This is a genomic window from Actinokineospora alba, from assembly GCF_004362515.1.
In the GTDB taxonomy this organism is placed as follows: Bacteria; Actinomycetota; Actinomycetes; order Mycobacteriales; family Pseudonocardiaceae; genus Actinokineospora; species Actinokineospora alba.
Map to the genome: position 1 here is coordinate 5,807,488 of NZ_SNXU01000001.1, position 26,095 is coordinate 5,833,582.

Annotated in this window: 23 protein-coding genes; 11 read left to right on the plus strand and 12 right to left on the minus strand. The window is 70.5% G+C overall.

All coding sequences use genetic code 11. The features are described 5' to 3' along the window. Nucleotides 1-553 precede the first annotated feature (553 nt). The 4 genes from C8E96_RS26505 to C8E96_RS26520 form a co-directional block, all read right to left on the minus strand. The gene (locus C8E96_RS26505; RefSeq protein WP_091369689.1) at nucleotides 554-2,641 is read right to left on the minus strand and encodes a metallopeptidase domain-containing protein; all 2,088 of its coding nucleotides are present in this window, start codon (nucleotides 2,639-2,641) and stop codon (nucleotides 554-556) included. A 110-nt stretch (nucleotides 2,642-2,751) separates the two neighbouring features. After that, on the minus strand, nucleotides 2,752-3,975 hold the full coding sequence (locus C8E96_RS26510; RefSeq protein ID WP_091369691.1) for a PucR family transcriptional regulator: 1,224 nt from the start codon (nucleotides 3,973-3,975) through the stop codon (nucleotides 2,752-2,754). Between the two features lie 45 nt (nucleotides 3,976-4,020). Beyond that, complete coding sequence (locus C8E96_RS26515) at nucleotides 4,021-5,358, minus strand: helix-turn-helix domain-containing protein (RefSeq protein WP_091369693.1); 1,338 nt, start codon at nucleotides 5,356-5,358, stop codon at nucleotides 4,021-4,023. 76 nt (nucleotides 5,359-5,434) lie between these two features. Beyond that, nucleotides 5,435-7,165 (minus strand): Xaa-Pro dipeptidyl-peptidase, encoded by a 1,731-nt coding sequence (locus C8E96_RS26520; protein WP_091369695.1) that lies wholly within the window; start codon nucleotides 7,163-7,165, stop codon nucleotides 5,435-5,437. A 125-nt stretch (nucleotides 7,166-7,290) separates the two neighbouring features. Between C8E96_RS26520 and C8E96_RS26525 the strand changes: the two genes are divergently transcribed. Both C8E96_RS26525 and C8E96_RS26530 read left to right on the plus strand, forming a co-directional pair. After that, nucleotides 7,291-7,776, plus strand: a complete 486-nt coding sequence (locus tag C8E96_RS26525) for a cupin domain-containing protein (protein WP_228769634.1) — start codon at nucleotides 7,291-7,293, stop codon at nucleotides 7,774-7,776. Next, nucleotides 7,769-8,521, plus strand: a complete 753-nt coding sequence (locus C8E96_RS26530; RefSeq protein WP_091369697.1) for an SDR family NAD(P)-dependent oxidoreductase — start codon at nucleotides 7,769-7,771, stop codon at nucleotides 8,519-8,521. Before C8E96_RS26525 ends, C8E96_RS26530 begins: the two co-directional genes overlap by 8 nt. A gap of 6 nt (nucleotides 8,522-8,527) precedes the next feature. Here C8E96_RS26530 and C8E96_RS26535 read toward each other — a convergent pair whose 3' ends face one another. After that, a complete protein-coding gene (locus tag C8E96_RS26535) occupies nucleotides 8,528-9,037 on the minus strand; it encodes an EF-hand domain-containing protein (RefSeq protein WP_176926708.1) in 510 nt (169 codons plus the stop codon). 333 nt (nucleotides 9,038-9,370) lie between these two features. Between C8E96_RS26535 and C8E96_RS26540 the strand changes: the two genes are divergently transcribed. The 3 genes from C8E96_RS26540 to C8E96_RS26550 all read left to right on the plus strand — a co-directional run bounded on the left by C8E96_RS26540 (nucleotide 9,371) and on the right by C8E96_RS26550 (nucleotide 12,750). Beyond that, on the plus strand, nucleotides 9,371-10,675 hold the full coding sequence (locus C8E96_RS26540) for a S8 family peptidase (protein WP_228769635.1): 1,305 nt from the start codon (nucleotides 9,371-9,373) through the stop codon (nucleotides 10,673-10,675). Nucleotides 10,676-10,787: 112 nt separating this feature from the next. Then, nucleotides 10,788-11,750, plus strand: a complete 963-nt coding sequence (locus C8E96_RS26545; protein ID WP_091369700.1) for a carbohydrate kinase family protein — start codon at nucleotides 10,788-10,790, stop codon at nucleotides 11,748-11,750. Nucleotides 11,751-11,775: 25 nt separating this feature from the next. Then, nucleotides 11,776-12,750 (plus strand): serine hydrolase domain-containing protein, encoded by a 975-nt coding sequence (locus C8E96_RS26550; protein ID WP_091369702.1) that lies wholly within the window; start codon nucleotides 11,776-11,778, stop codon nucleotides 12,748-12,750. A gap of 2 nt (nucleotides 12,751-12,752) precedes the next feature. Here the strand turns inward: C8E96_RS26550 and C8E96_RS26555 are convergent, their stop codons facing one another. Continuing rightward, complete coding sequence (locus tag C8E96_RS26555) at nucleotides 12,753-13,136, minus strand: STAS domain-containing protein (RefSeq protein WP_166658130.1); 384 nt, start codon at nucleotides 13,134-13,136, stop codon at nucleotides 12,753-12,755. Between the two features lie 141 nt (nucleotides 13,137-13,277). Here C8E96_RS26555 and C8E96_RS26560 point away from each other — a divergent pair, with 141 nt between their 5' ends. The 4 genes from C8E96_RS26560 to C8E96_RS26575 all read left to right on the plus strand — a co-directional run bounded on the left by C8E96_RS26560 (nucleotide 13,278) and on the right by C8E96_RS26575 (nucleotide 16,601). After that, entirely contained in the window at nucleotides 13,278-13,661 is a 384-nt protein-coding gene (locus C8E96_RS26560; protein ID WP_091369707.1) for a hypothetical protein, read from the plus strand. A 108-nt stretch (nucleotides 13,662-13,769) separates the two neighbouring features. Beyond that, on the plus strand, nucleotides 13,770-14,273 hold the full coding sequence (locus C8E96_RS26565) for a hypothetical protein (protein WP_133794803.1): 504 nt from the start codon (nucleotides 13,770-13,772) through the stop codon (nucleotides 14,271-14,273). Between the two features lie 187 nt (nucleotides 14,274-14,460). Further along, nucleotides 14,461-15,081, plus strand: coding sequence for a LuxR C-terminal-related transcriptional regulator (locus C8E96_RS26570; protein WP_091369714.1), 621 nt, complete (start codon nucleotides 14,461-14,463; stop codon nucleotides 15,079-15,081). Between the two features lie 83 nt (nucleotides 15,082-15,164). Then, nucleotides 15,165-16,601: a hypothetical protein gene (locus tag C8E96_RS26575; protein WP_133794805.1), complete on the plus strand. Its 1,437-nt coding sequence runs from the start codon at nucleotides 15,165-15,167 to the stop codon at nucleotides 16,599-16,601. Nucleotides 16,602-16,635: 34 nt separating this feature from the next. Here the strand turns inward: C8E96_RS26575 and C8E96_RS26580 are convergent, their stop codons facing one another. Beyond that, nucleotides 16,636-17,226, minus strand: a complete 591-nt coding sequence (locus C8E96_RS26580) for a TetR/AcrR family transcriptional regulator (RefSeq protein WP_166658131.1) — start codon at nucleotides 17,224-17,226, stop codon at nucleotides 16,636-16,638. A gap of 58 nt (nucleotides 17,227-17,284) precedes the next feature. Between C8E96_RS26580 and C8E96_RS26585 the strand changes: the two genes are divergently transcribed. Both C8E96_RS26585 and C8E96_RS26590 read left to right on the plus strand, forming a co-directional pair. Continuing rightward, complete coding sequence (locus C8E96_RS26585) at nucleotides 17,285-18,706, plus strand: amidase (RefSeq protein WP_176926710.1); 1,422 nt, start codon at nucleotides 17,285-17,287, stop codon at nucleotides 18,704-18,706. A gap of 79 nt (nucleotides 18,707-18,785) precedes the next feature. Next, the gene (locus C8E96_RS26590; protein WP_228769636.1) at nucleotides 18,786-19,685 is read left to right on the plus strand and encodes a hypothetical protein; all 900 of its coding nucleotides are present in this window, start codon (nucleotides 18,786-18,788) and stop codon (nucleotides 19,683-19,685) included. A 63-nt stretch (nucleotides 19,686-19,748) separates the two neighbouring features. Here C8E96_RS26590 and C8E96_RS26595 read toward each other — a convergent pair whose 3' ends face one another. The 5 genes from C8E96_RS26595 to C8E96_RS26615 all read right to left on the minus strand — a co-directional run bounded on the left by C8E96_RS26595 (nucleotide 19,749) and on the right by C8E96_RS26615 (nucleotide 25,951). After that, nucleotides 19,749-20,111 carry a DUF6086 family protein gene (locus tag C8E96_RS26595; RefSeq protein ID WP_091369723.1) on the minus strand — a complete coding sequence of 121 codons (363 nt, stop codon included), beginning with the start codon at nucleotides 20,109-20,111 and terminating at the stop codon, nucleotides 19,749-19,751. Nucleotides 20,112-20,166: 55 nt separating this feature from the next. Then, nucleotides 20,167-22,404: a catalase/peroxidase HPI gene (gene katG, locus C8E96_RS26600; RefSeq protein WP_091369726.1), complete on the minus strand. Its 2,238-nt coding sequence runs from the start codon at nucleotides 22,402-22,404 to the stop codon at nucleotides 20,167-20,169. A gap of 28 nt (nucleotides 22,405-22,432) precedes the next feature. Further along, the gene (locus C8E96_RS26605) at nucleotides 22,433-22,864 is read right to left on the minus strand and encodes a Fur family transcriptional regulator (protein WP_091369728.1); all 432 of its coding nucleotides are present in this window, start codon (nucleotides 22,862-22,864) and stop codon (nucleotides 22,433-22,435) included. 77 nt (nucleotides 22,865-22,941) lie between these two features. Then, nucleotides 22,942-23,247, minus strand: a complete 306-nt coding sequence (locus C8E96_RS26610; protein ID WP_091369730.1) for a GNAT family N-acetyltransferase — start codon at nucleotides 23,245-23,247, stop codon at nucleotides 22,942-22,944. A 73-nt stretch (nucleotides 23,248-23,320) separates the two neighbouring features. Further along, complete coding sequence (locus tag C8E96_RS26615; protein WP_091369732.1) at nucleotides 23,321-25,951, minus strand: glycoside hydrolase family 3 protein; 2,631 nt, start codon at nucleotides 25,949-25,951, stop codon at nucleotides 23,321-23,323. Nucleotides 25,952-26,095: the final 144 nt, after the last annotated feature.

Here is a 26,095-nt window from a genome sequence, read left to right on the forward strand (position 1 = left end):
CTGACTCCCCTGTCTCGCCTGTCTCGCCTCCGGCCCCTCCGTCGGCGTTGGGACAACCTTCGCGCAGCCCGCTGCCCCCTCGCGTGAGGGAAGATCCCTCAACTGGTGGGGCGGAAATTGGGGGGTGGGAGAGGGACAACCCGGGCACTGTCTGGGCGTCTCTTCTTCGTTGGGCGCCCGGAGGGGAACGTACTGAGCGCGGACGCGATGCAGAGGCCAGGCCATCAGGTCGAGCGCAGCGTATGTCCGGAAGGACCGCCATGACCAGCACCGAATTGCAGCAGGCGTCCGAAGTGGAGGCGGCTATCCGGGACACCCTGGCGGCCCACCACTCGATGTATCCGGCGACAGCGGGCACCGCGGGCCCTTAAAACAGCGGCGTGTACTTCGCCGAGGTCGACCCGTTCACCCTCGTGCTGGGCCCTCGTCGTGTCCACCGGCTCACCCGCGCAGCCGTTCCTCCAGGGGCGCGCGAACGCGCCGCGCCCGGTTCCTGACGAACGCGGCCTGGCCGGGGCTCACCCCGGCCAGGCCATCACGTCGCCGGGTCAGCTCACCGAATGATCTGGACGTTGTCGATAGCGGCCTCGACGAGACTCCCGGTGCCCGCGTCGACCGTCTCGACGAGCAGGCGGACCGTCTGCCCGGCGTAGGGCGTCAGGCTGACGTCCGCGGCGGCGAAGGTTCCGCCGACGTTGCTCGCAGTGCCCTTGCGTTCGAACACCGTCGTCATGCCGCCGTCGTGCACGACCCGGACGCGGAGGAAGTCCTCGGCGGTCGCGTTGTCCAGGTGCGCGAGGTAGTGGCTGAACCGCAACCGGTAGGAGACTCCCGCGGTGAGGCTGATGGCGGGTGACAAGACGCTGGTCACGCCGCCATCGACGTCGTTAGCGCCCACCTCCGAGCCCGCCGCCGCGCCGGTCACGAGATCGTGGGTGCCCGGCCCCGGTGTGGTTCCGTTCTGCACAGTGATCCCGTTGTGGGAGGTGGCCTGCGGCTGCGCGCGCTCCCACCGGCCGCTGGTGGCGGTGTCGGTCCCGTTCGGGTTGACCCGCCACCCCTTGTCCGACTCGAAGTCGTCGGCGAACTCGACCGTGGGCGGCGCCCCGACGGTGAGGGTGAACGCGGCCGTCCGGCTCGCGGTCGCCCCGCGGCCGGTGACGCTGACCGGGTAGGTGCCGTTCGGGGTCGACGCGGTGGTGCTGATCGTCATCCGGGACGACCCGCCCGCGGTCACCTCCGAGGGCTCGAAGACCGCCGAGGCGCCCGACGGCAGGCCCGACGCCGACAGCGCCACCCGCTGTGCCGACCCGGAGGTCACCGACGTCGCCACGGTCGCCGACGTCGACCCGCCCGGGGTGACCTGGCCCGCCGAGGGCGCGACGGACATGGCGAAGTCGTCGGCCGCCGGGGTGCCGAAGGTCGCCCGGACCGTGAAGTCGTTGCCGGACTTGGCCATCACCTGGATCCGCACCTGGTTGGCGCTGTCGGTGAACGTGGACACTTCGCCCGACCCGAGGTCGTACGGCGCGTCGTTGAGGCCGTTGTTGCCGCAGCCCGTGTTCGGGTGGGAGTCCATCACCCGCACCGGCCCGCTGCCGCTGGGCGTTCGCGAGTCGACCCGGTAGACCAGCACGCCGGTGTCACACGCCCGGGTGTCGAGCCCGAGACGCTGCCGGACCTCGGCGATATAGGCGGTGTTGGTCCCGTACCGGACGACCACCGCCTTCGTCCCCCCTGGCGTCTCCACCGGGCTGACCGTGTGCTCGATGACCGCGTTTCGCGTTGCCAGGCAGGCGATCTGGGTGTCGTCGAGCCAGCCGACCTTCCACTTGTGCCAGGCGAACTGGTCGGGCGCCGGGCCCCACATGTGGCCCATGACGTCCCAGCCGCCGGTCCAGCCGAAGCCGCCCGGACCGCCGTAGGTGTCGGGCAGGCTGATCAGGTGGCCGCCCTCATGGTTGAGCAGGATGTGCCCGTCGCGATAGCGGGAGGTGGCTAGGTTCGTCTCGGCCAGGATGGTGTTGCCGTCGGCGCTGATGTGCTCGAACGTGGCGTAGCCGCGCGAATAGCTGGAGCGCCGCGACGGCACCAGCAACAGGGCGTCGGTCTGGGAGAAGTCGAAGTTCGGGTCGGCCAACTGCACGGCGTTGCGGAAGATGCTCGCCAGCATCGGGTCGTCGGTGACCACGTCCGGCCTGCTGTCCCGGGCCGTCATCAGCGGATGCGTGCGCGCGTGCTCGTTCAGCGAGGACGGCAGCCGCAGCCATCGCTTGTACGGCACGATGTCGAGGTCGAACTTTCCGTAGGAACTGGTGGCGTACCAGTCCTCGCTCTCGGTCGAGAAGATCTCCAGTTCGGAGTCGACCGACGTGTCCGCGGGCGCGTCGGCGAAGTCGACGAACAGCATCGCCATCTTCACTTTCCCCAGCGGGCGCGGGAAGGAGCGCCAGTCGGTCGGCCCCTCGGACAGGAACCCGCCGGGCGCCACCATGCAGGACCGGGCCGGGTCCGCCATCGGCGCGGCTGCCGTGGCGCGCTCGGCGGCGAGGAACAGGGTGAGCGGTAAGGCGGTCAGGACCGCCAGGGCGACAGTGAGAAGACGACGCAGCCTGCCGCGTCGCCCAGGGTCGATCGACATGGGCACCTCCGTGGGGATCGGGAGATGCCCAGCGTGTCGATCAAGGAGGCGCGGATCACTGGCGTGCTGTCGCGAATCCCCAGGCCGGTCGCGACAGGTGTCGCAACCGGTCAGCGATCACCCGGGGTCGCCCTGGCGATCCCCGCGGGTGCGGGCGGGTACCGGCCCGCGAGGCGGCCGAGTTTGAGCGCGGCGTGCAGGCTCAGCCGCTCGCCGCCGTCCTTGAGGGTGGACTTGGTGAGCTCCTCGATCCGGCGCAGCCGGTAATAGAGCGTCGCCCGGTGAAGGTGGAGCCGGGCCGCCGTCATGGGCGCGTTGCCGCCCAGGTCGAGGTAGGTCTCCAAGGTTTCCAGCAGCGGCAGGCTGGCGTGGTCGGCGAAGAGCCGTTCCAGCCCGGGGTGGACGCGCACCTCGCTCAACGCGTCATCCGAGAGCCCGCTCAGCACCCGGTAGATGCCAAGACCCGACCAGCGCACGACCGTTCCCAGCTCCGGCACCCTGGCCGCGACCCGCGCCGCGGCGATCGCCTCGCGGAGACTGTCCCGGGCGTCCTGCAGCCGCGGCCGCGGCTGGCCCACGCCGACGACGGGCCTGCCGTCGGTGCGCGTGCCGACGGTCTCGGCGAGCAAGCCCGCGAACCGGTCCGCCACCGCGTCACCTTTGCCCGTCGGGAGGAACAGCACCTCGTGGTCCGCCTCCCGCACGTGCAGCCCCGGCCAGGTTCGGACCGGGCCGGGCCCACTTCGGCCCGCGATGAACGCGCCACCGGGGCCCACCACCGCGGCCACCAGCGCGACCACACCCGCGGCGTCCGGGAACCCAGCCCCTTGGCCGATCGCGCGCGCGGCCCGCGTGCGCGTGACGTCGTCGCCGCCCAGAAGATCCTCGACCGGGCCGGGCGGATTTCTCCGCGGGCCAAGACCGTCCAGCGCTCCGGCGAGGCCACCGACGGCCAGCTCGGCGAGGGCGACCTCGGCGTCGGACATCGGCTCGTCGGCGTCGATGAACCACACGAAGCCGCGGAGCGTGTCCCCGGAGCGAACCGGCACGCACACCCTGGGCAGCATGTGGAGTTCGCCGCAGGCGGGTACCCGCAGCGCGTGTCCGGCGTCGAAGACGCCTTGCCGCACCAGCCATCGCGCCACTTCCGGCGTCGCCCGCCGGGACATGATCGACTGCTGTCTGACCTGGTCGCCCGCCGCGTGGTGGGCGCTGTGGGCGAGCAGGTCGAGGCCGGGGCCCTCGATGACGGCCGGTCTCGCGAGCGCGGTGCTGAGGCTGTCGACCGCTTGCTGGAGCAGGGCGAGCGGCGCCGACGGAACGCAATCAGGCATGTCGACCTCTAAAGGTGTGGCCAGGGGCCACTTCGCAGGGTTCGATCACCCTACGGCCGAGTGATCGTTCCTCGTCCTCGCCAAGACCGTGTTGTCAAGAGCTGTCAAGGCTCCCCCACGGGCGAGGCGGGCCCGGAGCCCGGCCAGTTCCCGACCGATCAGCGCCATCCGCACCCGCTGGGCCTCGGCGACAACCGGACCGGCCGTCGCGACCGCGGCGTCGAGTTCCCCGGCGCACGCGTGGCTGTCCGCCAGCCGCAGGGTCAGCAGGACCCGCGACGGGTACATCTGTCGCGGCAGCGTGACCAGTGAACGCCGGGCGAGCTCGGCCGCCCGGGCGGCGGGACGGACGTCGCCGCTCCGCTTGGCCAGGTCCCGCAATCCGCCGGAGAGGAAGGAGCTGACGAAGGTCTGCCCCTCGGCGCCGCACAGCCAGGGCGCCTCGACCTGGTCGCGCTCGCCGAGCCGTTCGGCCAGGGTCAGCACCTCCCCCGCGACGCGGTCGAACTCGCGGCCGTCGCCGAGCTGGGCGTGTCCCCGTGCGGCGTGCAGTTGTCCGTACAGCGCGGCCCACCGGCGGCGCGGGTCGGTGGCCTGCGCCGCCGTGGCGTAGGTGATGGCCGAGTGGCCGTCGCCCTCCAACCTGGCCACACCGCTCATCCGGGCGAACAGCGCGCACTGGGCGGGAACGTTGTCCGACGCGCGCGCCCAGTCCAGTCCCCGCTGGAACCACGCCATGCCCAGCCCGTTCTGGCCGCTCTCGACCCGCAGCCACCCGGCCAGGTCGGCGAAGTGCGCGGCCAGGCTCGACAGCGCGAGCGCCACCGGCTTGCCCGCGCCGTCCATGGCCCGACTGATGGCGTGCACACAACGCTCCACCGGAGCGATGATGTCCGTCGTCGCACGTTCAAGGTTGAGCTGGCTGTACCCGGCGAGCAGCGCGGCGAACCCGTGCACCACCGCCGCGCGTGGCTTCGATGGCTGCCGACCGAGCAGCTCCGCGATCGGCGTGTCAGCCACACTGGCCGTGCATCCGGTGCGGCTGTGCAGCGGGCAGACGATGCCGTACACGGGGAACCGCGCGCTCCAGTGTTGGACCGCCGTGTCCGCCCGCTCCGCCGCGAATCCCGTTCCGGGCAAGGGATCCACGATCGAACCAGGATCGCCGGTGAGCGGCCACCTGCCGTCCGACCGCGCGAACGTGGCGAGGTCACCGCCCGCGCCCAACAACTCGTCGGCTCGCCGCGCCAGGTCCGAGGGCGGTCGCCTGCCGCCGCTCTCCAGCTTGGAGATGTAGGTGTGGTGATAGCCGAGGCGGTCCGCGAGCTGGGTCTGGGTCAGCCCCGCCACTTCGCGCCAGTAGCGCAGCCGCTCACCGAACATCCGCACCTCGCCTTGTCGTGGCGTGGTTTCAAGGGCGGATCGGATGGTAGCAGCGGCTGTTCCACCTCCCCGGAACTCACCTGATGGGTGAAGCGACCAATGGCACGGTCAGGGAACTGCCGCCGGGGACCAGCCGCAGCCTGCTGCCGCCGAGGGGACGCAGGGTGAAGTCGTAGTCCGTGGAGATCACCACCAGGCCGATCCGCCGACCGGCGGCGAACACGTAGTCCTTGGGCTCCATCTCGAACCGCATCGTGTACTCCTGGCCCTGGACCACCCGTTCGCTCGACGACTGCGAGGTCCGGTTCTGCGGGTCGATCCAGCCGCGGGTCACGATCACCGGTGTCCCGCTGCCGTAGTCGACCAGCAGAGCGGTCAGGTTGGCGTCATTGCGGTTCTCGACCGCGGCGCGCAGGGCGACGCTCGCGATGCCGGACATCCGAGCGGCTGTAGCCAGCGGCTGCGACCGGAACACCAACCGGTTGCCGTTCGCGCGATCCGGATTCGCCACGAGGGTGGCGGCGGTGTTGCTCCGGCCTTGGTCGACGAAGGTCTGCGCGACCCCGCCGCCGGGGCCAGTGGTCAGCCGTCCCGGTGCGGTCGCCGAGTCGGTGCCCAGCTGGTAGGTCACCGGCCGGGCGGCCGGGTCGGGCCAGTCCGCCAGCTTGCGCCAGGCACCGCCCGCGTCCTGCACCTCGGCCATGGGCTCGCGCATGATCCCGGTGTCGATTCCCTTGAGCCAGTAGTCGAACCAGCGCGACAGGGTGGCCTGGTAGTCCGAGCGCGACGGCGGCGCGTGGCCGCCGCGGTGCAGCCAGATCTTGCGCGGCACACCGTGTTCACTCAGCGCCTCCCACCACTGGGAGTACTGCTTGCCGCGCACGTTCCAGTCGGAGTGGCCGTGCATGACGAACACGCTCGCGCGCACGTTGCCCGCGAGCCGCGTGTAATCGCGCTGCCGCCAGAACTCGTTGTAGTCGCCCGTGATCCGGTCCTGCTGCCGGGTCAGCTCGCCGATCTCGTCGGCGCAGCCGTCGCGCGTGAGCACCGCCTTGGCCAGCGCGTCGGTGTCCTCGCCCTGCCAACCGCCAGGCGCAACCACCAGGCCGTTGGCCCGGTAGTAGTCGTACCAGTTGGACTGCGCCGCGATCGGGACGATCGTGCGCAGGCCCGGAACCCCAGTCGTGGCAACCATATTGGGCAGCGTCCCGTTGTAGGACACACCGGTCATGCCGACGCTGCCGGTACTCCAGTCGGCACGGACGAGTCGCCCGGCCGAGTCGAATGCCCGCGCCCGCCCGTTGAGCCAGTCGATCACCGCCTTCGTGCTCAGCGTCTCCTGCTGGTCACCACTGGTCGGGCAGCCCTGGGAATCCCCGGTGCCGATGCTGTGGCCGAGCACGACCGCGTAGCCGCGCGGGACGAAGTAGTCGTCGAGCCATCCAGGGAGATCCGGCGCGGCTTTGCGCACTATCGGACCCTCAGCGGTGTCACTCGCCGCCGGGAACAGCCCCTCCTGCGGCAGCCGGTTCACGTTCACCGGGTGGAACGGCACGGTCCCGAGGCCGTGGCGGTAGGGGCTGTGCTCGAAGATCACCGGCACCTTCGTGGTTCCCGAGGGGCGGGCGATGTCGAGCGCGACCCGGTCGGGTCTACCGTCCCGGTCACTGTCCACTGTGGTCTCGACATAGACGCGCTGCTCGATGGCCGCCGTGCCGGTCTCGGCCGCGGCGGGCAGCGGCGCCAAGCACAGCGTCAAGACCAGCGCCGATGCCAGGTGCCGCCGGGGAAACGACCGTTGTCGCATAGTGCCTCCTTGCCAGGGGAACCGAGGTAAACACGTGATGGCGGGCAAGATCACTGGACAGCTGTCGCGTGCTTCGTCAGCGTTTCGACAGGTGTCGCCTCCCGCCCCCGACTAAGATCACTTCGGTGGACGAGATCGCGGAGATCGCCGCGCGTTACGGGCTGGAGCCCCTGCCGGTCGAGGGTGGCCTGTTCCGGCGGACGTGGGCCGGACCGGCCGATGAGACGGGCAGGCCCGCGGGGTCGGCGATCATCGCGCTGTTCGCCGCCGGTGAGCTGTTCTCGGCGATGCACCGGCTGCCGATCGACGAGGTCTGGCACTTCTACCAGGGCGACCCGCTGGAGCTGCTGCTCCTGGGCCCCGAGGATGCCCGGGTCGTCACGCTGGGCCCGTCACTGGTGCAGACCGTCGTCCCGGCGGGCACGTGGATGGGCGCGGCGGTCGCGCCCGGTGGCCGGTGGTCGCTGTGCGGGACCACGATGGCCCCGGGATTCATGCCGTCGGACTACGAGGGCGGCGACGCGGACGACCTGTGCGCGCGGTACCCCTCGATGGCCGACCGCATCCGCGCCCTGTGCCGCCCCGAGGCGCCGCTGCGGTTCGATGCGTGACCCGATGCTGCCGGACCTGACCGGCACCGTGTCCCTGGTGACCGGGGCGAGTGGCGGGATCGGCGGCGGCATCGCCTGGCGGTTCGCCCAGGCGGGAAGTGCGGTGGTGCTGCACTTCCACCGCAACCGGCCGACGGAGCTGCTCGCCAGGATCGAGGCGTCCGGCGGTCGCGCGCTCGCCGTGGGCGCCGATCTCACGCGGGGCTGCGACGACCTGATCGACGCGACCGTGAGCTGGGGCGGCCGACTGGACACGTTGGTCAACAACGCGGGTATCCAACCGGTCGAGCCGCTGGAGTCGATGTCGGCGCGGAGCTGGCGGGAGATGATCGAGACCAACCTGACCAGCGCCGTCCTGTGCACCCAGGCCGCCGCCCGCGCGATGGCCGAGGGCAGCGTCACCCACATCGCCTCCATCGAGGCGAGCCACCCCACGTTCGGCCACGCCCACTACGGCACGGCGAAGGCCGCGCTGGTGACCCACGCCCGCGCGGCCGCCCTGGAATACGGGCCTCAGGGCATCCGCGTCAACGCGGTCTCCCCCGGCCTGATCGACCGCCCCGGGCTGGCCGAGGCGTGGCCGGAGGGCGTGGACCGCTGGCGGAAGGCGGCTCCGCTCAGCCGCCTCGGCACCCCGGAGGACGTCGCCGACGCCTGCGTCTTCCTGGCGTCCCCGCTGGCGCGGTGGATCACGGGGCACAACCTCGTCGTGGACGGCGGGGTCAGCGCCCACCCGACTTGGTGACCGGGTTCAGCTGAAGCGGCCGAAGACCCAGGTGCCAGGGGCGTCGAGGTCGTCGCCCGCCCAGAACTCGACCCAGTGGGCGGTGAACTCGTCGCGGGAGATGGTGCCGTCCTGGTCGAGGTCGAGCAGGGGGAAGATCTCGTCGGTGTCGGTGGGGGCGCCGTTCCAGGCCTCGATGAGGACGCGGTACTCGGCTGCGGAAATGGCCGAGTCGCCATTGGTGTCGATGGCGTCGAAAGCCGTGTGGGCGGTCGCGACGACAGCGTCGGTCATCTCGCCCAACCGATCCACCACCGACAAGACCTCGGTCACGGTGACCCGCTCGGCTTCCGAAGCCGCGAGCAAGGTGGCCCACCATCCCGACGTGACCGCCTCCGCGCGGTCGCGGTCGGCGCCGAGCGCCACCCACCGGTCCGCTATGGAGGCGAAGTCCGACTCGATGAGACAGCCGTCCCGGTTGGTGTCCATCGCGGTGAACACGTGGCTGATCTTGCGGCGCTGCAGAGCGGTTGCCATGGCTCCAGAGTGGATCCGCGGCCATCCCGGCCCAAGCGCCAACCGGGTGCCTCCGCGCCACGACCCGGCGACGGCACCGGTGACCCACCGTCACCGCGATGGGCATTCGGCCGTTCAGCGGAAATGTTCGCCATTCCACGCAAATCGAGCGCACCGAAACACTCACGCCCAGGCGAGTTCCAGCGGCTCGGGAAAATCCCCGTATTTCTCCTGACGATTCGCCCTCGATTGTCCGGCATTCTCCCAACCTGAGCAGGTTTCGGGTGAAGGGACGGTTCGATGCCGAACAGTTCGATGACGACCTCGCGCAAGAGGTCCTGGCGAAGGCGCGGAGTGGGAATCGGGTCGGTGTCGCTGGCCGTCGCGCTGGTGGCGCTGGCGGTGCCGATGTCCGCGAACGCCGCCGAGGGCGACATCCGCGGCGCGGGTGCGGCGCAGGCGATCGACGGTTCCTACATCGTGGTGCTGAAGGACGGGGCGACGTCGCGGTCCGCGGCGGCCTCGCACGCCCGCGATTACGGCGCCCAGGTGCGGTATTCGTACAACAGCGTGCTGCGCGGGTACTCGGCCACGATGAGCGAGCGGCAAGCCCGGCGCCTGGCGGCGGACCCGGCCGTGGCCTACGTGGAGCAGGACCGGGTCGTCAGCCTGCGGGAGACCCAGCCCAGCCCGCCGTCGTGGGGCCTGGACCGGGTCGACCAGCGCGACCTCCCGCTCGACGCGGCCTACACCTACTCGACCACGGCCGACGCCGTGACCGCGTACGTCATCGACACCGGCATCCGGACCACCCACAGCGACTTCGGCGGCCGCGCCACCTGGGGCACCAACACCGTCAACGACGGCAACAACACCGACTGCCACGGCCACGGCACCCACGTCGCGGGCACGATCGGCGGCAAGGCGCACGGTGTCGCCAAGGGCGTCAAGCTCGTCGCGGTGAAGGTGCTCGGCTGCACCGGTTCGGGCGCGAACTCCGGGGTCATCGCCGGGGTGGACTGGGTGACCGCGAACGCGCGACGGCCCGCGGTCGCCAACATGAGCCTCGGCGGCGGCCTCTCGACCGCCCTCGACGACGCGGTCAAGCGGTCCATCAACGCGGGCGTCACCTACGCCGTCGCCTCGGGCAACGGCAACACCTCCGGCACGCCGCTGGACGCCTGCACCCAGTCCCCGGCCAGGACCGGCGGTGCCCTGGGCCCCGCGATCACCGTGAACGCGTCCACGAAGACCGACGAGAAGGCGTCGTTCTCGAACTTCGGCAAGTGCACCGACCTCTACGCCCCGGGCTATGGGATCACCTCGGCGTGGATCACCTCGGACACCGCGACCAGGAGCCTGTCGGGCACCTCCATGGCCACACCGCACGTCGCGGGCGCTGTCGCGCTGCACCTGGCGGTCAACCCGTCGGCCACCCCGGCGCAGGTGAAGAGCGCCATCACCGGCAGCGCCTCCACCAGCAAGATCAGCAGCGTCCGGACCGACACCCCGAACCGCCTGCTCCACCTCGCCGAGTCCGGCACCACTCCACCCCCCACGCCAACTCCGACTCCCACCCCGACCCCGACGCCGACCCCCACTCCCACCCCGACGCCCACGACCCCACCGCCGTGGTGGTGCCAGTGGTGGTGCTGGTAGCCCGCCACCGCCCAGCCGCATCGATGAGACGTCAGACGAGCAACTTTCCAATTCCGGAATAATGACCCGGTAGGCCGAGGTAGGTGGTGGTCACCGCTCCGAAGGGCAGGTCATGAATCCGCGGGTCATCGTGGCGGGCGAAGCGCTCATCGACCTGATCGTCGGCGAGGACCCGCGCCGCCCCACGGCCATTCCCGGCGGGAGCCCGGCCAACACGGCCATCGCGCTGGCCCGGCTCGGCACCCCCGTCACGTTCCTCGGGCGGTTCGGCAGCGACACGTTCGGCGAACTCCTGCGGACGAACCTCGCGGCCAACGGGGTCGACCTCGCCTACGCCGTGGCGGCGGACGAACCGGCGAGCCTGGCCGTCGTCACCCACACCTCGGACGGCCCGGCCTACGGCTTCCACGTCAGCGGTACCGCCGACTGGGCCTGGCAGCCGACCGAGCTGCCCGACCTTCCCGCGGAGGTCAGAGCGGTGCACACAGGCTCGCTGGCACTCGCGCTGGAACCGGGCGCGAGTGTGCTCGGCCGGTGGTTCGCCGCGCAGCGCGAGCACAGGGTCACCAGTTTCGACCCCAATATCCGCCCCGCCCTGGTCGGGCCACGCGAGGAGTACCGGCAGCGGCTGACAGCGCTCTGGGCGGTCAGCGACATCGTCAAGGTCAGCGTCGAGGACCTCCAGTGGGTCTACCCGGACTCGGACCCCGTCGCTGTCGGGCGGAGGTTGCAGGACGATCACGGCACCCCGCTGGTCGTGGTGACACTCGGCGGCGAAGGCGCCGTCGCGCTCCACGGCGGGCGGACCTGTCGACGGCGGGCGGCGCCGGTGTCCGTTGTGGACACTGTGGGCGCGGGCGACACGTTCTCCGGCGGGCTGTTGCACTGGCTCGACGAGAACGGCGCACTGAGCCGCGAGGGCCTGCGTTCCCTCACCGAGCAGGAGATCGATCAGGCGTTGGAGTTCGCGATCACGGTGGCGGGCCTGGCCTGCACGCGGCCCGGCGCCGACCCGCCGCGGCGCGCGGAGGCCCACGCCGCGCTTCAGCGATCGCAGGGCATGATCGGGTCATGATCGAGACGCTGGTCGGGTGGCGGTAATGCCGGAGGTCCATGGAGACCAGGCGCTCGGGGACACCGTGCGCGAGCTCTTGGGCGCTCGGCACCCGGTCGTCGCCGTGGCCGTGATCTCGCCGCGTGGCACCAGGGTGGCGAGTGTGGGCGCCGAGGCGGGCGCGGACTTCGAGCTCGGGTCGATCTCCAAGGGGATCACCGGCCTGCTGTACGCCGACGCGCTCGCGCGCGGGGAGGTCACGCCGTCGACGACCGTGGGCGACCTGCTGCCCGTCGACGGAACCCCGGTGGCGGGGGTTGCGCTGGCGTCGCTGACCACGCACCAGTCGGGTCTGCCGAGGCTGCCCCCGTCATCGGGTTCGACGCGACGCGGCTTCGCGCTGTGGCGGCACGGCACGAATCCCTACGGCGAGAGCCTCGACGAACTCATCTCCCAAACACGCGCCGTCCGGCTGAGGAAGCCGCGGACCCGGTACTCCAACCTCGGCTTCGAACTGCTCGGGCACGCGCTCGCCCGCGGGGCCGACACGACCTTCGAGGACCTCGTTCGGCGGCGGATCGCCGAACCGCTCAGCCTCGACGGCCTGTACGTCCCCGCGACGCCGGACCAGTTGCGTCCCGGCGCCTTGCCCGGGCGGACCAAGTCCGGCCGGGCGCGGCAACCGTGGACCGGCGAGGCGCTCGGACCGGCGGGCGGCATCCGCGCGTCGATCGGGGACCTGGCCCGGCTCGCGACCGCGCTGCTCGACGGGTCGGCCCCGGGCCGCGCTGCCCTCGACCCGGTGACGAAGTTCCGCGGGCAGGCCCGCATCGGCGCGGGCTGGCTCACCCTGCCGCACAAGGGCCGGGTCGTCACCTGGCACAACGGCGCGACCGGCGGGTTCCGCTCGTGGCTCGGCCTCGACCGCCAGGCGCGGACCGGCGTCGTCATCCTGTCCGCGACCTCGGCGTCGGTGGACCACCAGGGGTTCACCCTGCTCGCCGCCGAGGAAGGCCGCTAGAGCTACGCGGCCGCGTTGGCCTCGTCGAGGGTGTCGTAGAGGTCGAGCAGCGCGTCGAAGCCGACGATGCCGAGAATCCTGCGGATGGCGGGCGTGACCACCACCCGCATGGGGCATTTCGTCCGGCGGTCCGCCTCGATCAGCGCGCTGATGCCGACCGAGCCGAAGAAGGCGACCTCGCTGAGGTCGACCACCAGGACCGCGGGCTTCCTATCCAGCGCGTCATCGATGCCGGTGACCAAGGTCGCGGCGGTGGCCGTGTCCACCTCGCCGACCACACGTACCACGAACACGCCACCGGGCAGCGCACTACCGGTGACCAGTAAGCCCCCGACCTCGCGCCGCGGCGCACCCGGTTCGGACACCACGCTCATCGTCTCCCTCACCCGCCTCAAAGGTGCCTGGCTGCTTGTCTGGACCTGAAGGACCGTGCTCGTCCAATCCCGTAAAATGGCATCCTGAAGTAAAGTACATGAAGTTCGCTTCATGGCAAGAGCAGGCGACAATTTTGGGGAGGTGGAGCGCTCGTGCCCTACGTCGACGCGCTGTGCACCCTGCTGGAGCGGCTGATCCGCGAACGGCAGGCCGAACCCGACCACCCGACTGACCTGCTGGGCGAGGTGGTGCCGCAGCTGCGCACCGTGCTGGCCCAGGCAGGCCACCACGACACGCCCGACCCGAGAGCCGCGGCCGAGCCCGACAACGACACCGAGGTCGATCCGGGCGCCGCACTGGCGGTGGTCTCCGCCGCGAGAGCCGCCCAGGAACACCTGGCCTCCATCGAGCGCGCGGCCGCGGCCATCGCCCGCGACAGCGGCATCACCCTGCGCAGACTCGCCGACGCGGCGGGCATCACCGAACGCGCCGCGGCCGACCGCTACAAGAAACCGGTCTCCTCCGGCCGGACCTGACCTTCGGGGCCCGCGAGGTCCACTGTGGAGTCCGCACTTCCGGTCACGAGACGGACCGGAATCGCCGATATTCACCCGATCGGGCCGTCCGTGCCGCAGAATGCCGCCGTGCGCATCCGACTTGCCTTGATCGCCTGCCCCCTCTTGATCGCGGGCTGCACTACGACGGTGGCCGGGACGGCCGCTCCAGCGCCGCCGAGGCCGCTCAAGTCGTCGATCATCGCGGTGGACGTGGGCGACTGGGTGGACACCGGTCAGGGGTTGCGGTTCGTGGTCGAGAAGATCGAGGTCGACCCCAAGTGCACCGCCGAGAAACCGCTGCCGCTGGGCCGCAACCGGCACCTGGTGGTGTTGACCGTCGCCGTCGAGACGGGGGCCGGGTTCGTCAAGCGGTCGGACACCCCGGTGTGGGACACCTTCCTGACCTACGGGCCGTACGGGTTCGACACCCTCATCAGCTCCGCCGGGCCGCGGTGCTTCCCGCAGGAGCAGTCGATCCACTGGAGCGATCCCAAGCCGAACGGGAGATACCGGGGCAAGGTCGTGGTCGAGACGTACTCGACCGAAGGGCTGGTCGTCCACAAAGACTGGAAGTGGGCATACCCCGGCTGACGTCACCGGTGGCGCGATCGGGTGATTTCGCCGTCACCCGAAGAGCTACCTCCGCGCTGATCTCGTTGCCTCCCGCCGACGCGACCTGTCACCGTCGAGCGGTCTCGTCGGGAGGTGAGTCGTCGGACGGACGGACTGGCCGGGCGGACCACCGGTCATCCCGCGGCCCCGGGCGAACCCGCACGTCGTGCGCCTGGTCGGCGCCGGGGTGCTGCGCGCCGTCCTGGCCGCCGGGCTCGCCGCCCTGGGGTGGACCTGCGTGCGCGACCCGGCCGGGTTGGCGGTCTGCGCGGCGGTGATCGTCCACGAGCACGGGGTGCTGTCGAGCGACCTGGTCGCCGAGTGCGTCGCCCACGCGATGCCCACGGTGGTGGTGGGTTCCGTCCGGTGCCCACGGGAGCTGATCATCGCCGTGCGCGCCGGGGCGACCAGCGTCGTCGACCGCGACCTGCCGGTCCCCGAACTCCTCGCCGCCGTGCAGCAGGGACTCACCGACACCTCGCGCCACGGGGCGCTGGTGGAGGGCCTGCGCCTGCGGATGCGCCTGCAGGAGCGCCTCGACCGGCTCACCCCGCGCGAACGCACTGTGCTGACCGACCTGGCCGCGGGCCTGGCGGCGGCCGAGATCGCCCACCGGGAACATGTGAGCCTCACGACCGTGCGCACGCACATCCGGTCGATCCTGCTCAAGCTCAACGTCTCGTCCCAGCTGGCCGCGGTCGCCGCGGGACGGGCGGGCTGGCGGGAGCTGAACCTGCCCGACCATGCCGTCCATGCCCGCCAAGCCGTTGCCGGTCATCAATTTTGACGATGCCGGGCGCGCACGGACGGCCACACACTTGCCGGACGCGCGGCCGCAGGGACCGTGCCCACACCCCCGAGGAGACACCCATGTGCAGGACGTTGAACGTGGCAGGCGTGACCATGGCGAACTGGCCCGGCGTCATGGTCCTCAAGTCCGACGGCCACGGCGGCTTCGTTCAGGACGACGAGTGGAACTGGTCCAGGGAGATCCACTGGCACTACGAGGTCGCGTCCTTCGACGAAGGGTCCTACTGGGTTCCGGCCTCCAGCCACCCGCCGCGCTGGTGGGACAAGGTGCTCATCGAGGGCGACGCTCCGACGTCCGGCACGAAAGTGAATCCCAAGGGCACGGAGTACAGACCCAACGGCGTGTTCATCTGGATCCCAGCCCTCCCGCCCCAGGTCGGCCCCGGCAAGACCGACAACAAGGTCAAGTGCGACCCGCCGAAGTCGGCCCCCGTGGTGACAGCCTCCGCGCCCGGCGGCGACGGCGTCGCCTCGGGCAATGGTCTCGCCGCCGCGGGGAACGGTGCCGCGGGCCCGGTCTCCCCCACCCCACCGGTCTCCCCGACCGGCGGGGGCATCGAATTCGCCCGACAGCGGCTCAACACGATCCTCGCCCAGCCCACCGTGCTCGCCGCCGACACGGGAGGCAGCGCGTTCCAGGACTCCGACGGCCTGATCTCGTTCGTCAACCTCTCCTCGGACCTGGTGAACCACAGCCCCGCGTACAAGACCGGGACCGCGGTGTTCGACAAGATCGCGAACTTCATCTCGACGCTGCGCATCAAGACCTTCGCCGCGATGCAGAAGGGAATCATCCAACCGCTGCAGGGTGACACGCCGCCCGCCACGCAGTGGGACGCGTCGGTCACCCACGTCATGCAGCACCTGCTGCAGGAGTCGGGCGGGCTCACCGACTACTCCATCACCCAGGAGACCTACTCCGACACCCAGGTCCTCGCCGAGTTCAGCACCAGCTTCATCAAGCTCTTCTTCGACGCCGTCACGGTGCCCAGCTCCATCATCAGCGGCATCTCCACCTTCATCTCCGGCGTCGGCAAGTCGCTGCAGCTGGGCTGGGACAACAGGCAGCGCGACTACCAGGTCGCCCTCCTCGGCCAGTGTCACGAGGCCGTGCAGGAGAACTCGGACGGCGCCCCCGTGTACCGGTACTTCCCGAAGCTGAAGTACTACTTCCTCCGGGTGTCCAGCTCGCAGACCGAGTTCACCTCGGACTGCGCGACGGTTCGGAAGATCACGTTCAACTTCCAGTACGAGTACTACGTCACCGCCGTGGCGGCGGCGGTGCTGGACACGACGACCGCCGACTACAAGAGCTTCACCGATTTCCTGAACACCGCCCAGACCGCCAACTACACGGACGCGAAGGACAAACTCAACGCCATCCTGAACGGCACGGTGTCGGACGGTCCGAGTCATCAGCTGAGCACCTTCAACGTCGACCTCGGCGCCTACCCCTCGATGCAGGCGACGCCGAGCAGGCGGCTGGTGCCCGCCTGACCGCCGACCGGCGTCGGGCGACACCCGACGCCGGTCAGTCGGCCGCGTAGGCCCGGAACAGCGTGCGGTAGGCGCGTTCGGCGGTGTCCACGTCGTCGGGGCGCGGGGACACGAGGTGGTGGAGGGTGAATCCCTCGGCCATGGCGGCGAAGGCCCGGGCACCGTCAGCGGGCCTCGCCGCGCCCGCCGCGCGCAGGGCGGCTTCGGCCACGCCGTGGATGGTGTCGATGATCCGGGCCAGTGCTTCCGACCGGTCGGGTGAGCGCGCCGCTTGGAGCAGTACCTCGTAGCGGGCCAGTTCGAGGGACGGCGGGAACAGGGTCAGCAGTTCGGCGACGTGGCGGGCGATGTCGTCGGGGCGCACCCTGGCGGCCGCGAGGTCGGCGGCCAAGGCGTCGAGCCGGGCGATGAGGTCGTCCGCGGCGAGTTGGAGAGCCTCGACACCGAGTTGCTCGATCGTGCCGAAGAAGTACGACACGGACGTGTAAGGGACGCCCGCCCGCTCGGTGACGGCGCGGTGGGTGACCGCGGCGACGCCCTGTTCGGCCGCGATCTCGATGGCGGCGCGCAGCAGCTGCTCGCGGCGCTGCTCCCCCTTGGCGTAGCGCTTGTCCGGGTGTGGCACGGACACCACGGTACGCCAATCTTGTAGATACCTTCAAGATTGGCGTACCGTGGAGCGCGTGACCACACCATCGACACCCCGACCGCCGCTGGTGCACGCCTTCGGTGACGACGCACTCGGCGACCACGACGCGGTCGCGCTCGCCCGCCTGGTCCGCGACGGCGCGGTCAGCGCCCAGGAACTCGCCGACGCGGCGCTCGCCCGGGCCCGGCGGGTCGAGCCGCTGCTCAACGCCATCGCCTGCGAACCGGACGCTCCGCGCGTCGCGCCGGAAAAGACTGGCGCGCTCTACGGCGTGCCCACCTTCGTCAAGGACAACACCGACTTGCGGGGCCTGCCGACCAACCACGGCAGTGAGGCCTACACCGCCGCGCCCGCGAAGAAGGACGGCGCCTACGCCACCCAGTACCTCAGCACCGGGCTGACCGTGGTGGGCAAGTCCCGGCTGCCGGAGTTCGGGCTGAACGCCACGACCGAGTTCATGACCGGGGAACCGGCCCGAAACCCTTGGCACACCGACCATTCCGTCGGCGCGTCGTCGGGTGGTTCGGCCGCGCTCGTCGCCTCGGGTGTCGTGCCCATCGCCCACGCCAACGACGGCGGCGGGTCGATCCGGATCCCGGCGGCCTGCGCCGGACTCGTCGGACTCAAGCCGACCCGGCACCGGCACGTCGACGGCGAACAGGCGCGTCGGCTGCCGATCAACATGGTCTCCGAGGGCGTCCTCACCCGCACTGTCCGCGACACCGCGGCCTTTCTCGCCGCCGCGGAGGACCACTGGCGCAACCCGGCTCTCCCGCCGATCGGCCTGGTGGACGGTCCCGCCCAGCGAAGGCTGCGGATCGGCCTCGTACTCGACCCGATCAAGGGCACGCTCGACGAGCACACCCGCGCCACGGTCGAGAACACCGCTCGGCTGCTGGAGAAGGCGGGCCACCACGTCGAGCCGATCGACTTGCCCGTCACCGAGCAGTTCGCGGCGGACTTCCTGCAGTACTGGGGTTTGCTCGCCCAACTCGCGGTGGACACCGGCAAACTCACGTTCAACCGGAGCTTCGACCGGCAGCGCGTCGACGGGCTCACCCGGGGCCTGCGCGGACACCACCGCGCCAACTTCCGCCGCACACCGGGCGCACTGCGCCGCCTGCGTCGCATACCCGGCGTCTACGCGGACCTGTTCGCCCGCCACGAACTCGTGCTGTCACCGGTGCTCGCGCACACGACCCCGCGCCTCGGCCACATCAGCCCGACCGTCGACTTCGACGACCTGCTCGACCGCCTGACCGACTACGTCGCCTACACCCCGCTGAACAACATCGCGGGCACCCCGGCGATCTCCCTGCCCCTGGGCATGACGCCCGCGGGCCTGCCGATCGGCGTGCACCTCAGCGCCGCCCACGGGGACGAACGCACCCTGCTCGAAGTCGCCTACACCCTCGAAGCCGAACACCCCTTCCCCAGAATCCACACGGAAGTCTGAAACCCGCGCGCACCAGCGCCGAAGAGCAGGTCGTCGGCTGACCATCCCGCTATCCTGGCCCGCGGAGACAGGGGGATCCGTGGATTTCGACAGCAAGCGCGCGTGGGCGCGAATGCCCCAGGTCAACGGGGTCAACAAGAACAGGAGCAGGCTCGCGCAGCAGCGCGGCTGGCAGTTCGCCGAGCAGGCGCCGGAACTGCTCGACCGCTGGCCGGTGCTGCCCTTCACCCAGCGCGGCGACATGCGGCTGGTCTACGGGGCGCTGAGCGGGATCTGCGACGGGCTGTCGTTCACGATGTCGGACTTCATGCGCAGGCAAATGGTGATCAACAAGCAGGTTTACGGAATGACCTTCAACCAGCACGACAAGATGGTCACCGACTCCGTGTGGGTGGTGCGACTACCCGCGCCCATGCCGTTCTTCCAGATCACCTCACGCGACCAGGTGTATTTCGACATCGACGACAGCCCCCACCCGACGACGGGCGACCGCAAGTTCGACAAGCGGCACCAGCTCGTCGACACCGACCCCCACGTCGCCGCTCAGGTGCTCACCCCCGGTGTCATGGCCACCGTGCGGGAAGCCCGGCTCGGCACCTGGACCCTGCTCGGCACCGAGCTTGTGTACGCGGAGAACTGCTATCTCGGCGGCACCGGTCCGAACAAAGTGGTGGAGACACTGGGGAAACTCGCCATGCTGGTCTCCCAGCTCCCGTTCCACCTCGGCGGCGGACAACCCGCGCCGCAGGCTTACCCCCAGCCCGGTTATCCGCAGCCGCAGCCCACCTATCCGCCGCAGCAATACCAGCGGCCTGCCTACCCGCCGCAGCATCACCCGGGCTACCCGACCCAACAGCCACCGGCCCATTACCCGCCTGCCCAATATCCGCAGCCGGGCTATCCGCAGCCGTTCCAGCAGATCGGGTATCCGCCGCCTCCCGGCCACGGCTACCCGGCAGGTCCTCCACCGTCGCGCTGACTGCCGCTCAGGAAGCGGGACAAGCACGGGAAGCGACCAGCCCTTGAATTACGGGGAGGCGGACTAGTCCCACGCCATGGCCCGGCTGAATGCGTCCGCTTCCGCGAGAATCGCTGCCTCCCTGTCGGACCCGGGAGTCAGCGTCACCCCGGCCCGCTCCAGCATCACCACCGATGGGAGCAGGACACCGCGCATCAGGGCGTGGGCCACCGGGTGTCGGGTCGACCCCCACTCCTTCAGCAGGCCCTCGGTGAACCGCTGGAATATCGGCACATCCACCGCGCAGGTGTCGTCCTGGCCCGGTGTCAGACCGCTGGGAACCCGCATCAGGTCCGCCGCGTTCTGGGCGGCGGGCAGATACCACTGCGCCGACCGGAGCGACGGATTCCACACCGTATTCCCCGCGACCTCGAAGAAGTAGCTCACCGGGGAAACCTAGATGTCCAGGTCGGCCGTCGCGCGGCCGACCTGGACACCGGGGTCACACCAGGTCGAACCGGTCGAGGTTCATGACCTTGTCCCAGGCCGCGACGAAGTCGCGGACGAACTTCTCCCGCGAGTCGTCGGCGGCGTAGACCTCGGCGACCGCGCGCAGCTCGGAGTTCGAGCCGAACACGAGGTCGGCGCGACTGCCGATCCACTTGACGGTGCCGGTGGCGCGGTCGCGGCCCTCGAAGGTCTCCGCGTCCTCCGACGTCGCCTTCCACTCCGTGGCCATGTCGAGCAGGTTCACGAAGAAGTCGGTGGTCAGCGACCCCGGCGTCGACGTGAAGACGCCCAGCTGGGACTGCTGGTGGTTGGCGCCCAGGACCCGCAGGCCGCCCAAGAGGACGGTCATCTCGGGCGCGGTGAGGGTCAGCAGGTTCGCCCGGTCGACCAGGAGGTACTCCGACGGCAGCCGGTTGCCCTTCCCGCGGTAGTTGCGGAACCCGTCGACGGTCGGCTCGAGCGGCGCGAACGACTCGACGTCGGTCTGCTCCTGGGTGGCGTCCGTGCGGCCCGGGGTGAAGGGGACCTCGATGTCGAAGCCCGCGTCCTTGGCGGCCTTCTCCACCGCGGCGCAGCCGCCGAGCACGATCAGGTCGGCGAGCGAGACCTTCTTCCCGCCCACCGGCTGCGCGCTGTTGAAGCCCGCCTGGATTCCCTCCAGCGCGCCCAACACCTTCGCGAGCGTGTCGGGGTTGTTGACCTCCCAGCCGCGCTGGGGCTCCAGGCGCACGCGGGCACCGTTCGCGCCGCCGCGCTTGTCGCCCGCGCGGAACGTCGAGGCCGACGCCCACGCGGTGGAGACGAGCTCGGCGACGGTCAGCTCGGAGGCGAGGATCTGCCCCTTGAGCGCGGCGATGTCGGCGGCGTCGACGAGTTCGTGGTCGACGGCGGGCACCGGGTCCTGCCAGATCAGCGTCTCCTGCGGCACCAGCGGTCCGAGGTAGCGCTGGATCGGGCCCATGTCGCGGTGGGTGAGCTTGAACCACGCCCGGGCGAACGCGTCGGCGAACTGGTCCGGGTTCTCCAGGAAGCGCCGCGAGATCGGCTCGTAGACCGGGTCGAGCCGCAGCGCGAGGTCGGTCGTGAGCATCGTCGGGGGCCGGGTCAGCGAGCCGTCCTCCGGGTCGGGCACGGTGTTCGCGCCCGCGCCGTCCTTCGGCTGCCACTGGTGGGCGCCCGCGGGGCTCTTCGTCAGCTCCCACTCGAAGCCGAACAGGGTCTCGAAGAAGGTGTTGTCCCACTTGGTCGGCGTGGGCGTCCACGTGACCTCGAGGCCGCTGGTGATCGCGTCGCGGCCCTTGCCGCTGCCGAAGGTGTTCTTCCAGCCGAGGCCCTGCTCCTCGATCGAGGCGCCCTCGGGCTCCGCGCCGACGTGCTCGTCGGGGTCGGCCGCGCCGTGCGTCTTGCCGAAGGAGTGCCCGCCCGCGATCAGCGCGACGGTCTCCTCGTCGTTCATCGCCATGCGGCGGAACGTCTCGCGGATGTCGCGGGCCGCGGCCAGCGGGTCCGGGTTGCCGTTGGGGCCCTCGGGGTTGACGTAGATCAGGCCCATCTGCACGGCCGCGAGCGGGCTTTCCAGCTCACGGTCGCCGGTGTAGCGCTCGTCGCCGAGCCAGGTGCGCTCCGGGCCCCAGTAGACGTCCTCGTCCGGCTCCCACACGTCGGCGCGGCCACCTGCGAACCCGAAGGTCTTGAAGCCCATGGTCTCCAGCGCGCGGTTGCCCGCGAAGATCATCAGGTCGGCCCAGGAGATCTTGCGGCCGTACTTCTGCTTGATCGGCCAGAGCAGCCTGCGCGCCTTGTCGAGGTTTCCGTTGTCGGGCCAGCTGTTGAGCGGGGCGAAGCGCTGCATGCCCGCGCCCGCGCCGCCGCGGCCGTCCTCGATGCGGTACGTGCCCGCGCTGTGCCACGCCATCCGGATCATGAACGGGCCGTAGTGGCCGAAGTCGGCGGGCCACCAGTCCTGCGACGACGTCATCAGCTCGTCGACGTCCCTGGTCAGGGCGTCAAGGTCGAGCGTGGCGAACTCGGCGGCGTAGTCGAAGTCGCCACCCATGGGGTCGGACGCGGTGGAGTGCTTGCGCAGGATCGCCAGGTTGAGCTGGTTGGGCCACCAACCGCGGTTGCCGCCGCCCTCGGTCGGGTGGTTGAGCTTGCCTACCGAGACCGGGCACCCGCCCGCCTGCGGCTCGTTCATCTCTCCAACGACGGCGTCAGGACTGTCAGACACAGGAATCCTTCCAAGATGAGATGCGTGCTCAGGAACTGGTGGTGGTGGAGCAGCCAGGGCACAGGCCCCAATAGACGACCTCGGCCTCGTCGATCGTGAAGCCGTGGTCGTCGGAAGCGGTGAGACAGGGTGTGTCGCCGACAGCGCAGTCGATATCGGCGATGGCGCCGCACGAGCGGCATACGACGTGGTGGTGGTTGTCGCCGACCCGTGCCTCATAGCGCGCCACGGAGCCCGGGGGCTCGATTCGGCGCAGCAGCCCGGCAGTGGTCAGCGCGCGCAGCACGTCGTAGACGGCCTGGTGGGACACGCCGCCCAGGTTCTCCCGGACCGCGCCGATGATCGAATCCGTGTCGGCGTGCGGCCGGTCGTGCACCACGGACAGCACCGCCACCCGGGGCCGCGTCACGCGCAGCGAGACCCCGCGGAGCATGCGCTCGAAGTCCGTTGAAGTGGGCACGGACCCGAGTGTGCCCCATTTTCTGGAATCAATCAAGATTTGGCGTCGACCCGGTGCTCCCGACGTGCCGGGGTGCCTCAGTCCTTGGCCGTGGTGACCGGCGCGCCGTAGACGAGGTCGGCGTAGTCGCGGTGGCGCTCGATCCAGCCCTTGATGAACGGGCACAGCGGCAGGACCTGGCGCTTGCCCTCCGCGCGCACCGCGTCCAACGCGAAGCGCGCGATCGCCGAGCCGACGCCTTCGCCCTCGCGGCGTGGGTCGACCTCGGTGTGGGTGAAGATGATCAGCTTCTCGGTGAGCTGGTACTCGGCGAAACCGGCAACCTCGTCACCGACCCGCGCCTCGAAGCGCGTCCGCTCACGGTTGTCCACCACGTCGACCATCGTCACCTCACGTCCCGGGGAGCCAGGTGGTCCACCCTAATTCGCACCCAGTCGATCAGCCTGTCGATCAAGCTCAGGTCAGGTCCGAGCACCGGGTGGCGTCGGGGTCGGCCGCGGCCTCGGGCACCCACCGCACGTTGGCGAAGGACGCCTGGAACGGGCCGTCGGTGTAGACCAGGAACGGGGTGTTGACGTTCTCCAGGTCGAGCCCGACGGCGGCGAAGCAGTCGACGGGGATCTTGACGGTGGACTTCACGCCGACGGGCAGCCCTTGGAACAATGTCGTGGCAGCCACTTCCGACATGCACGGGTATCCACAGTGGACTCCGATGACCGTGCGGTTGACCGGCGGCTGATGGACGATCACGTCGAACACCACGGCGCTGTCGGCGTTCAGGTAGGGCCGCAGGTCCGTTCCACCGCCGGGGTTCTGCAGATAGACCTGCCCAGCACCAGTGCCCGTCCAGGTCGTCTTGAGGGCATCGCCTTGGACGTTGACGTCGGCGGGGACCACCGCGATCGAGCCGTGCGCCTCGGTCAGGTCCGGGCCGATCTCGGTGCCGCCCCAGTTGTCGGGCGATCCGAGGAAACTCTTGTATGGTGCGACATCCTGCCGGACGAAGACCTCCAGCTCCTCGTCGGCGTCGCCGCCTCCTCCCCCACCGCAGCTGTAGCCGGGCGAAGCCTCGTCCAGGGGCGGGACCGACCCGGTCTGACCGTCGCGCAGCCCGTAGCCCAAGGTGAACAGCGGGTCGTAGCCCGCCATGCCCGGGTTCAGCGGCGTCTGACACGCCGAGCGAGGCCAGGAGTAGGACAGCGACCCGGTGAAACCACGGCCGTGGTTGGGGCCCCGCACCAGCAGGTCGGCGACGCCACCGCCCTCGGTCCCGGGCAGCCAGGCGGCCACGAACGCCGCCGAGCGGTTCAGCTCGCGGTTGACATGCAGCGGGCGGCCCGACACCAGCACGGTGACGACCGGCGCGCCCTTGCCGCTCACCTTGTCCAGCACCGCGATATCCGCGGGCTGAAGGCGAGCCAGTTCCAGCGTGCGGCGGGTGAGGTCGCCGACGCCCTCGGCGTACGGGGTCTCCCCGATGACGGCGACCACCGCGTCGAACCCGGCCGGGTCGACGTCGCCGGTCTCGCTGAACGTGACGTTGCCCGCGCCCAGCACCTCGCGCAGACCGCCGAGGATCGTGGTGCCGACCGGGAAGTCGTCGTTGGTGTTCCCGGTTCCCTGCCAGGTCAGCGTCCAGCCGCCGGTCTGGTTCTGCAGGCTGTCGGCGCTCTTGCCGACCACCAGCACCTTCGAGTCTCGGGCCAGCGGCAGCACGTTTCCGTTGTTCTTCAACAACACCTGCGACTTGCGAACCGCGTCACGGGCCAGTTCCCGCGCCCGCAAGGCATCCGTCGAGCCCGCGTGTTCGCGCGCCGATGGCTTGGGCGCGTCGAACACGCCCGAGCGCAGCTTCACGCGCAGGACGCGGGTGACGGCGTCGTCGATGCGGGCCATCGGGATCTCGCCGCTCTGGACCTGGGCGATGGTGTTCTGGATGAACGCCTTCCAGTCGTTCGGGACCATCACGATGTCGATGCCCGCGTTGATCGCCCTGGCGCAACTGGAGTTCGTGCAGCCGTCGACCTGGCCGATGCCGTTCCAGTCGGACACCACCAGCCCGTCGAAGCCCAGCTTTCCTTTGAGGATGCCGTTGAGCGCGAGGTCGCTGCCGTGCAGCTTGCCCTCGGTGATACCCGCCTCGGGGTTGGTCCAGCTGTTGAACGACACCATGACGGTCTGCGCGCCCGCCGCGAGCGCGCCGTAGTAGCCCTGCCCGTGGATATTGATCATCTCCGCGGGTGACGACGGGTTGACCCCCTGGTCGCGGCCGCCTTCGGTGCCGCCGTCGCCGATGAAGTGCTTGGCGGTGCCGATCACGCCGTCCGCGCCGATGCGCAGCGGGTGGCGGCCCTGCAGCCCGCGGATGGCCTCCCAGCCGTACGCGCGGGTGATCCGCGGGTCCTCGGAGAAGCCCTCATAGGTGCGGCCCCACCGGTCGTCGCGGGCCACCGCGAGGGTGGGCGCGAACGCCCAGTCCTGCCCGGTGGCCCGGATCTGTTCTGCGGTGGCGGCACTGACCGCGCGCACCAGGCACGGGTCGTGGGCGGCGCCGAGACCGATGTTGTGCGGGAAGACGGTGGTGCCATAGACGTTGTTGTTGCCGTGCACGGCATCGATGCCCCAGATCACCGGCACCTTGGTCCGGGTGGCTTTCGACGCCGCCCAGTAGGCGTCGGCCAGCGCCAGCCAGTCCCCCGGCGCGGCGTGCTTGTTCGCGCCGGGCCAGGAGCCACCGCCGTTGAGGACGGAGCCGATGCCGTACTCGCGGACCTCGTCGGGAGTGATCGCCGAGATCTCCGGCTGGGTCAGCTGGCCGACCTTCTCGGCGAGGGTCATGTCCGCGACCATCCGGGCGACGCGACGTTCGTCCGCGGGGTTGTGAACGAAGCGGCTGCGCACCTTGGGCCAGTCCGACAGCGTGGGTAACCGCTCTTCGATCCGGGCGCACCCGTCCGGCCCGAGCGCGGGCTGCCCGACCACTGGCTGCCCGTTCTCGGCCGGGTCCGCGACCGCGGCCCCGCTGACCAGCGTGGCGCCCAGCACCACGGCGAGCACGAGTCGTCCCCCACGTCCCCTGTGTGCCATCTGTCAGTCCTCGCGAATCGGCGGCGACGACCCGCCCCGGCGGCGGCCCTGTCGAATGCTCATCCACTGCCACCCGATCCGTCAATAGAACTTTCGGTGGAACGTGGAAGCGCTTTCACGCCTATGCGACAGGAGGACGGCAAA

Coding starts and splice junctions, on each gene's coding strand:
- C8E96_RS26505 (WP_091369689.1), bottom strand. CDS start 2,641: ATGTCGATCGACCCTGGGCGACGCGGCAGGCTGCGTCGTCTTCTCACT.
- C8E96_RS26510 (WP_091369691.1), bottom strand. CDS start 3,975: ATGCCTGATTGCGTTCCGTCGGCGCCGCTCGCCCTGCTCCAGCAAGCG.
- C8E96_RS26515 (WP_091369693.1), bottom strand. CDS start 5,358: ATGTTCGGTGAGCGGCTGCGCTACTGGCGCGAAGTGGCGGGGCTGACC.
- C8E96_RS26520 (WP_091369695.1), bottom strand. CDS start 7,165: ATGCGACAACGGTCGTTTCCCCGGCGGCACCTGGCATCGGCGCTGGTC.
- C8E96_RS26530 (WP_091369697.1), top strand. CDS start 7,769: ATGCGTGACCCGATGCTGCCGGACCTGACCGGCACCGTGTCCCTGGTG.
- C8E96_RS26535 (WP_176926708.1), bottom strand. CDS start 9,037: ATGGCAACCGCTCTGCAGCGCCGCAAGATCAGCCACGTGTTCACCGCG.
- C8E96_RS26545 (WP_091369700.1), top strand. CDS start 10,788: ATGAATCCGCGGGTCATCGTGGCGGGCGAAGCGCTCATCGACCTGATC.
- C8E96_RS26550 (WP_091369702.1), top strand. CDS start 11,776: ATGCCGGAGGTCCATGGAGACCAGGCGCTCGGGGACACCGTGCGCGAG.
- C8E96_RS26575 (WP_133794805.1), top strand. CDS start 15,165: ATGTGCAGGACGTTGAACGTGGCAGGCGTGACCATGGCGAACTGGCCC.
- C8E96_RS26610 (WP_091369730.1), bottom strand. CDS start 23,247: ATGGTCGACGTGGTGGACAACCGTGAGCGGACGCGCTTCGAGGCGCGG.
- C8E96_RS26615 (WP_091369732.1), bottom strand. CDS start 25,951: ATGGCACACAGGGGACGTGGGGGACGACTCGTGCTCGCCGTGGTGCTG.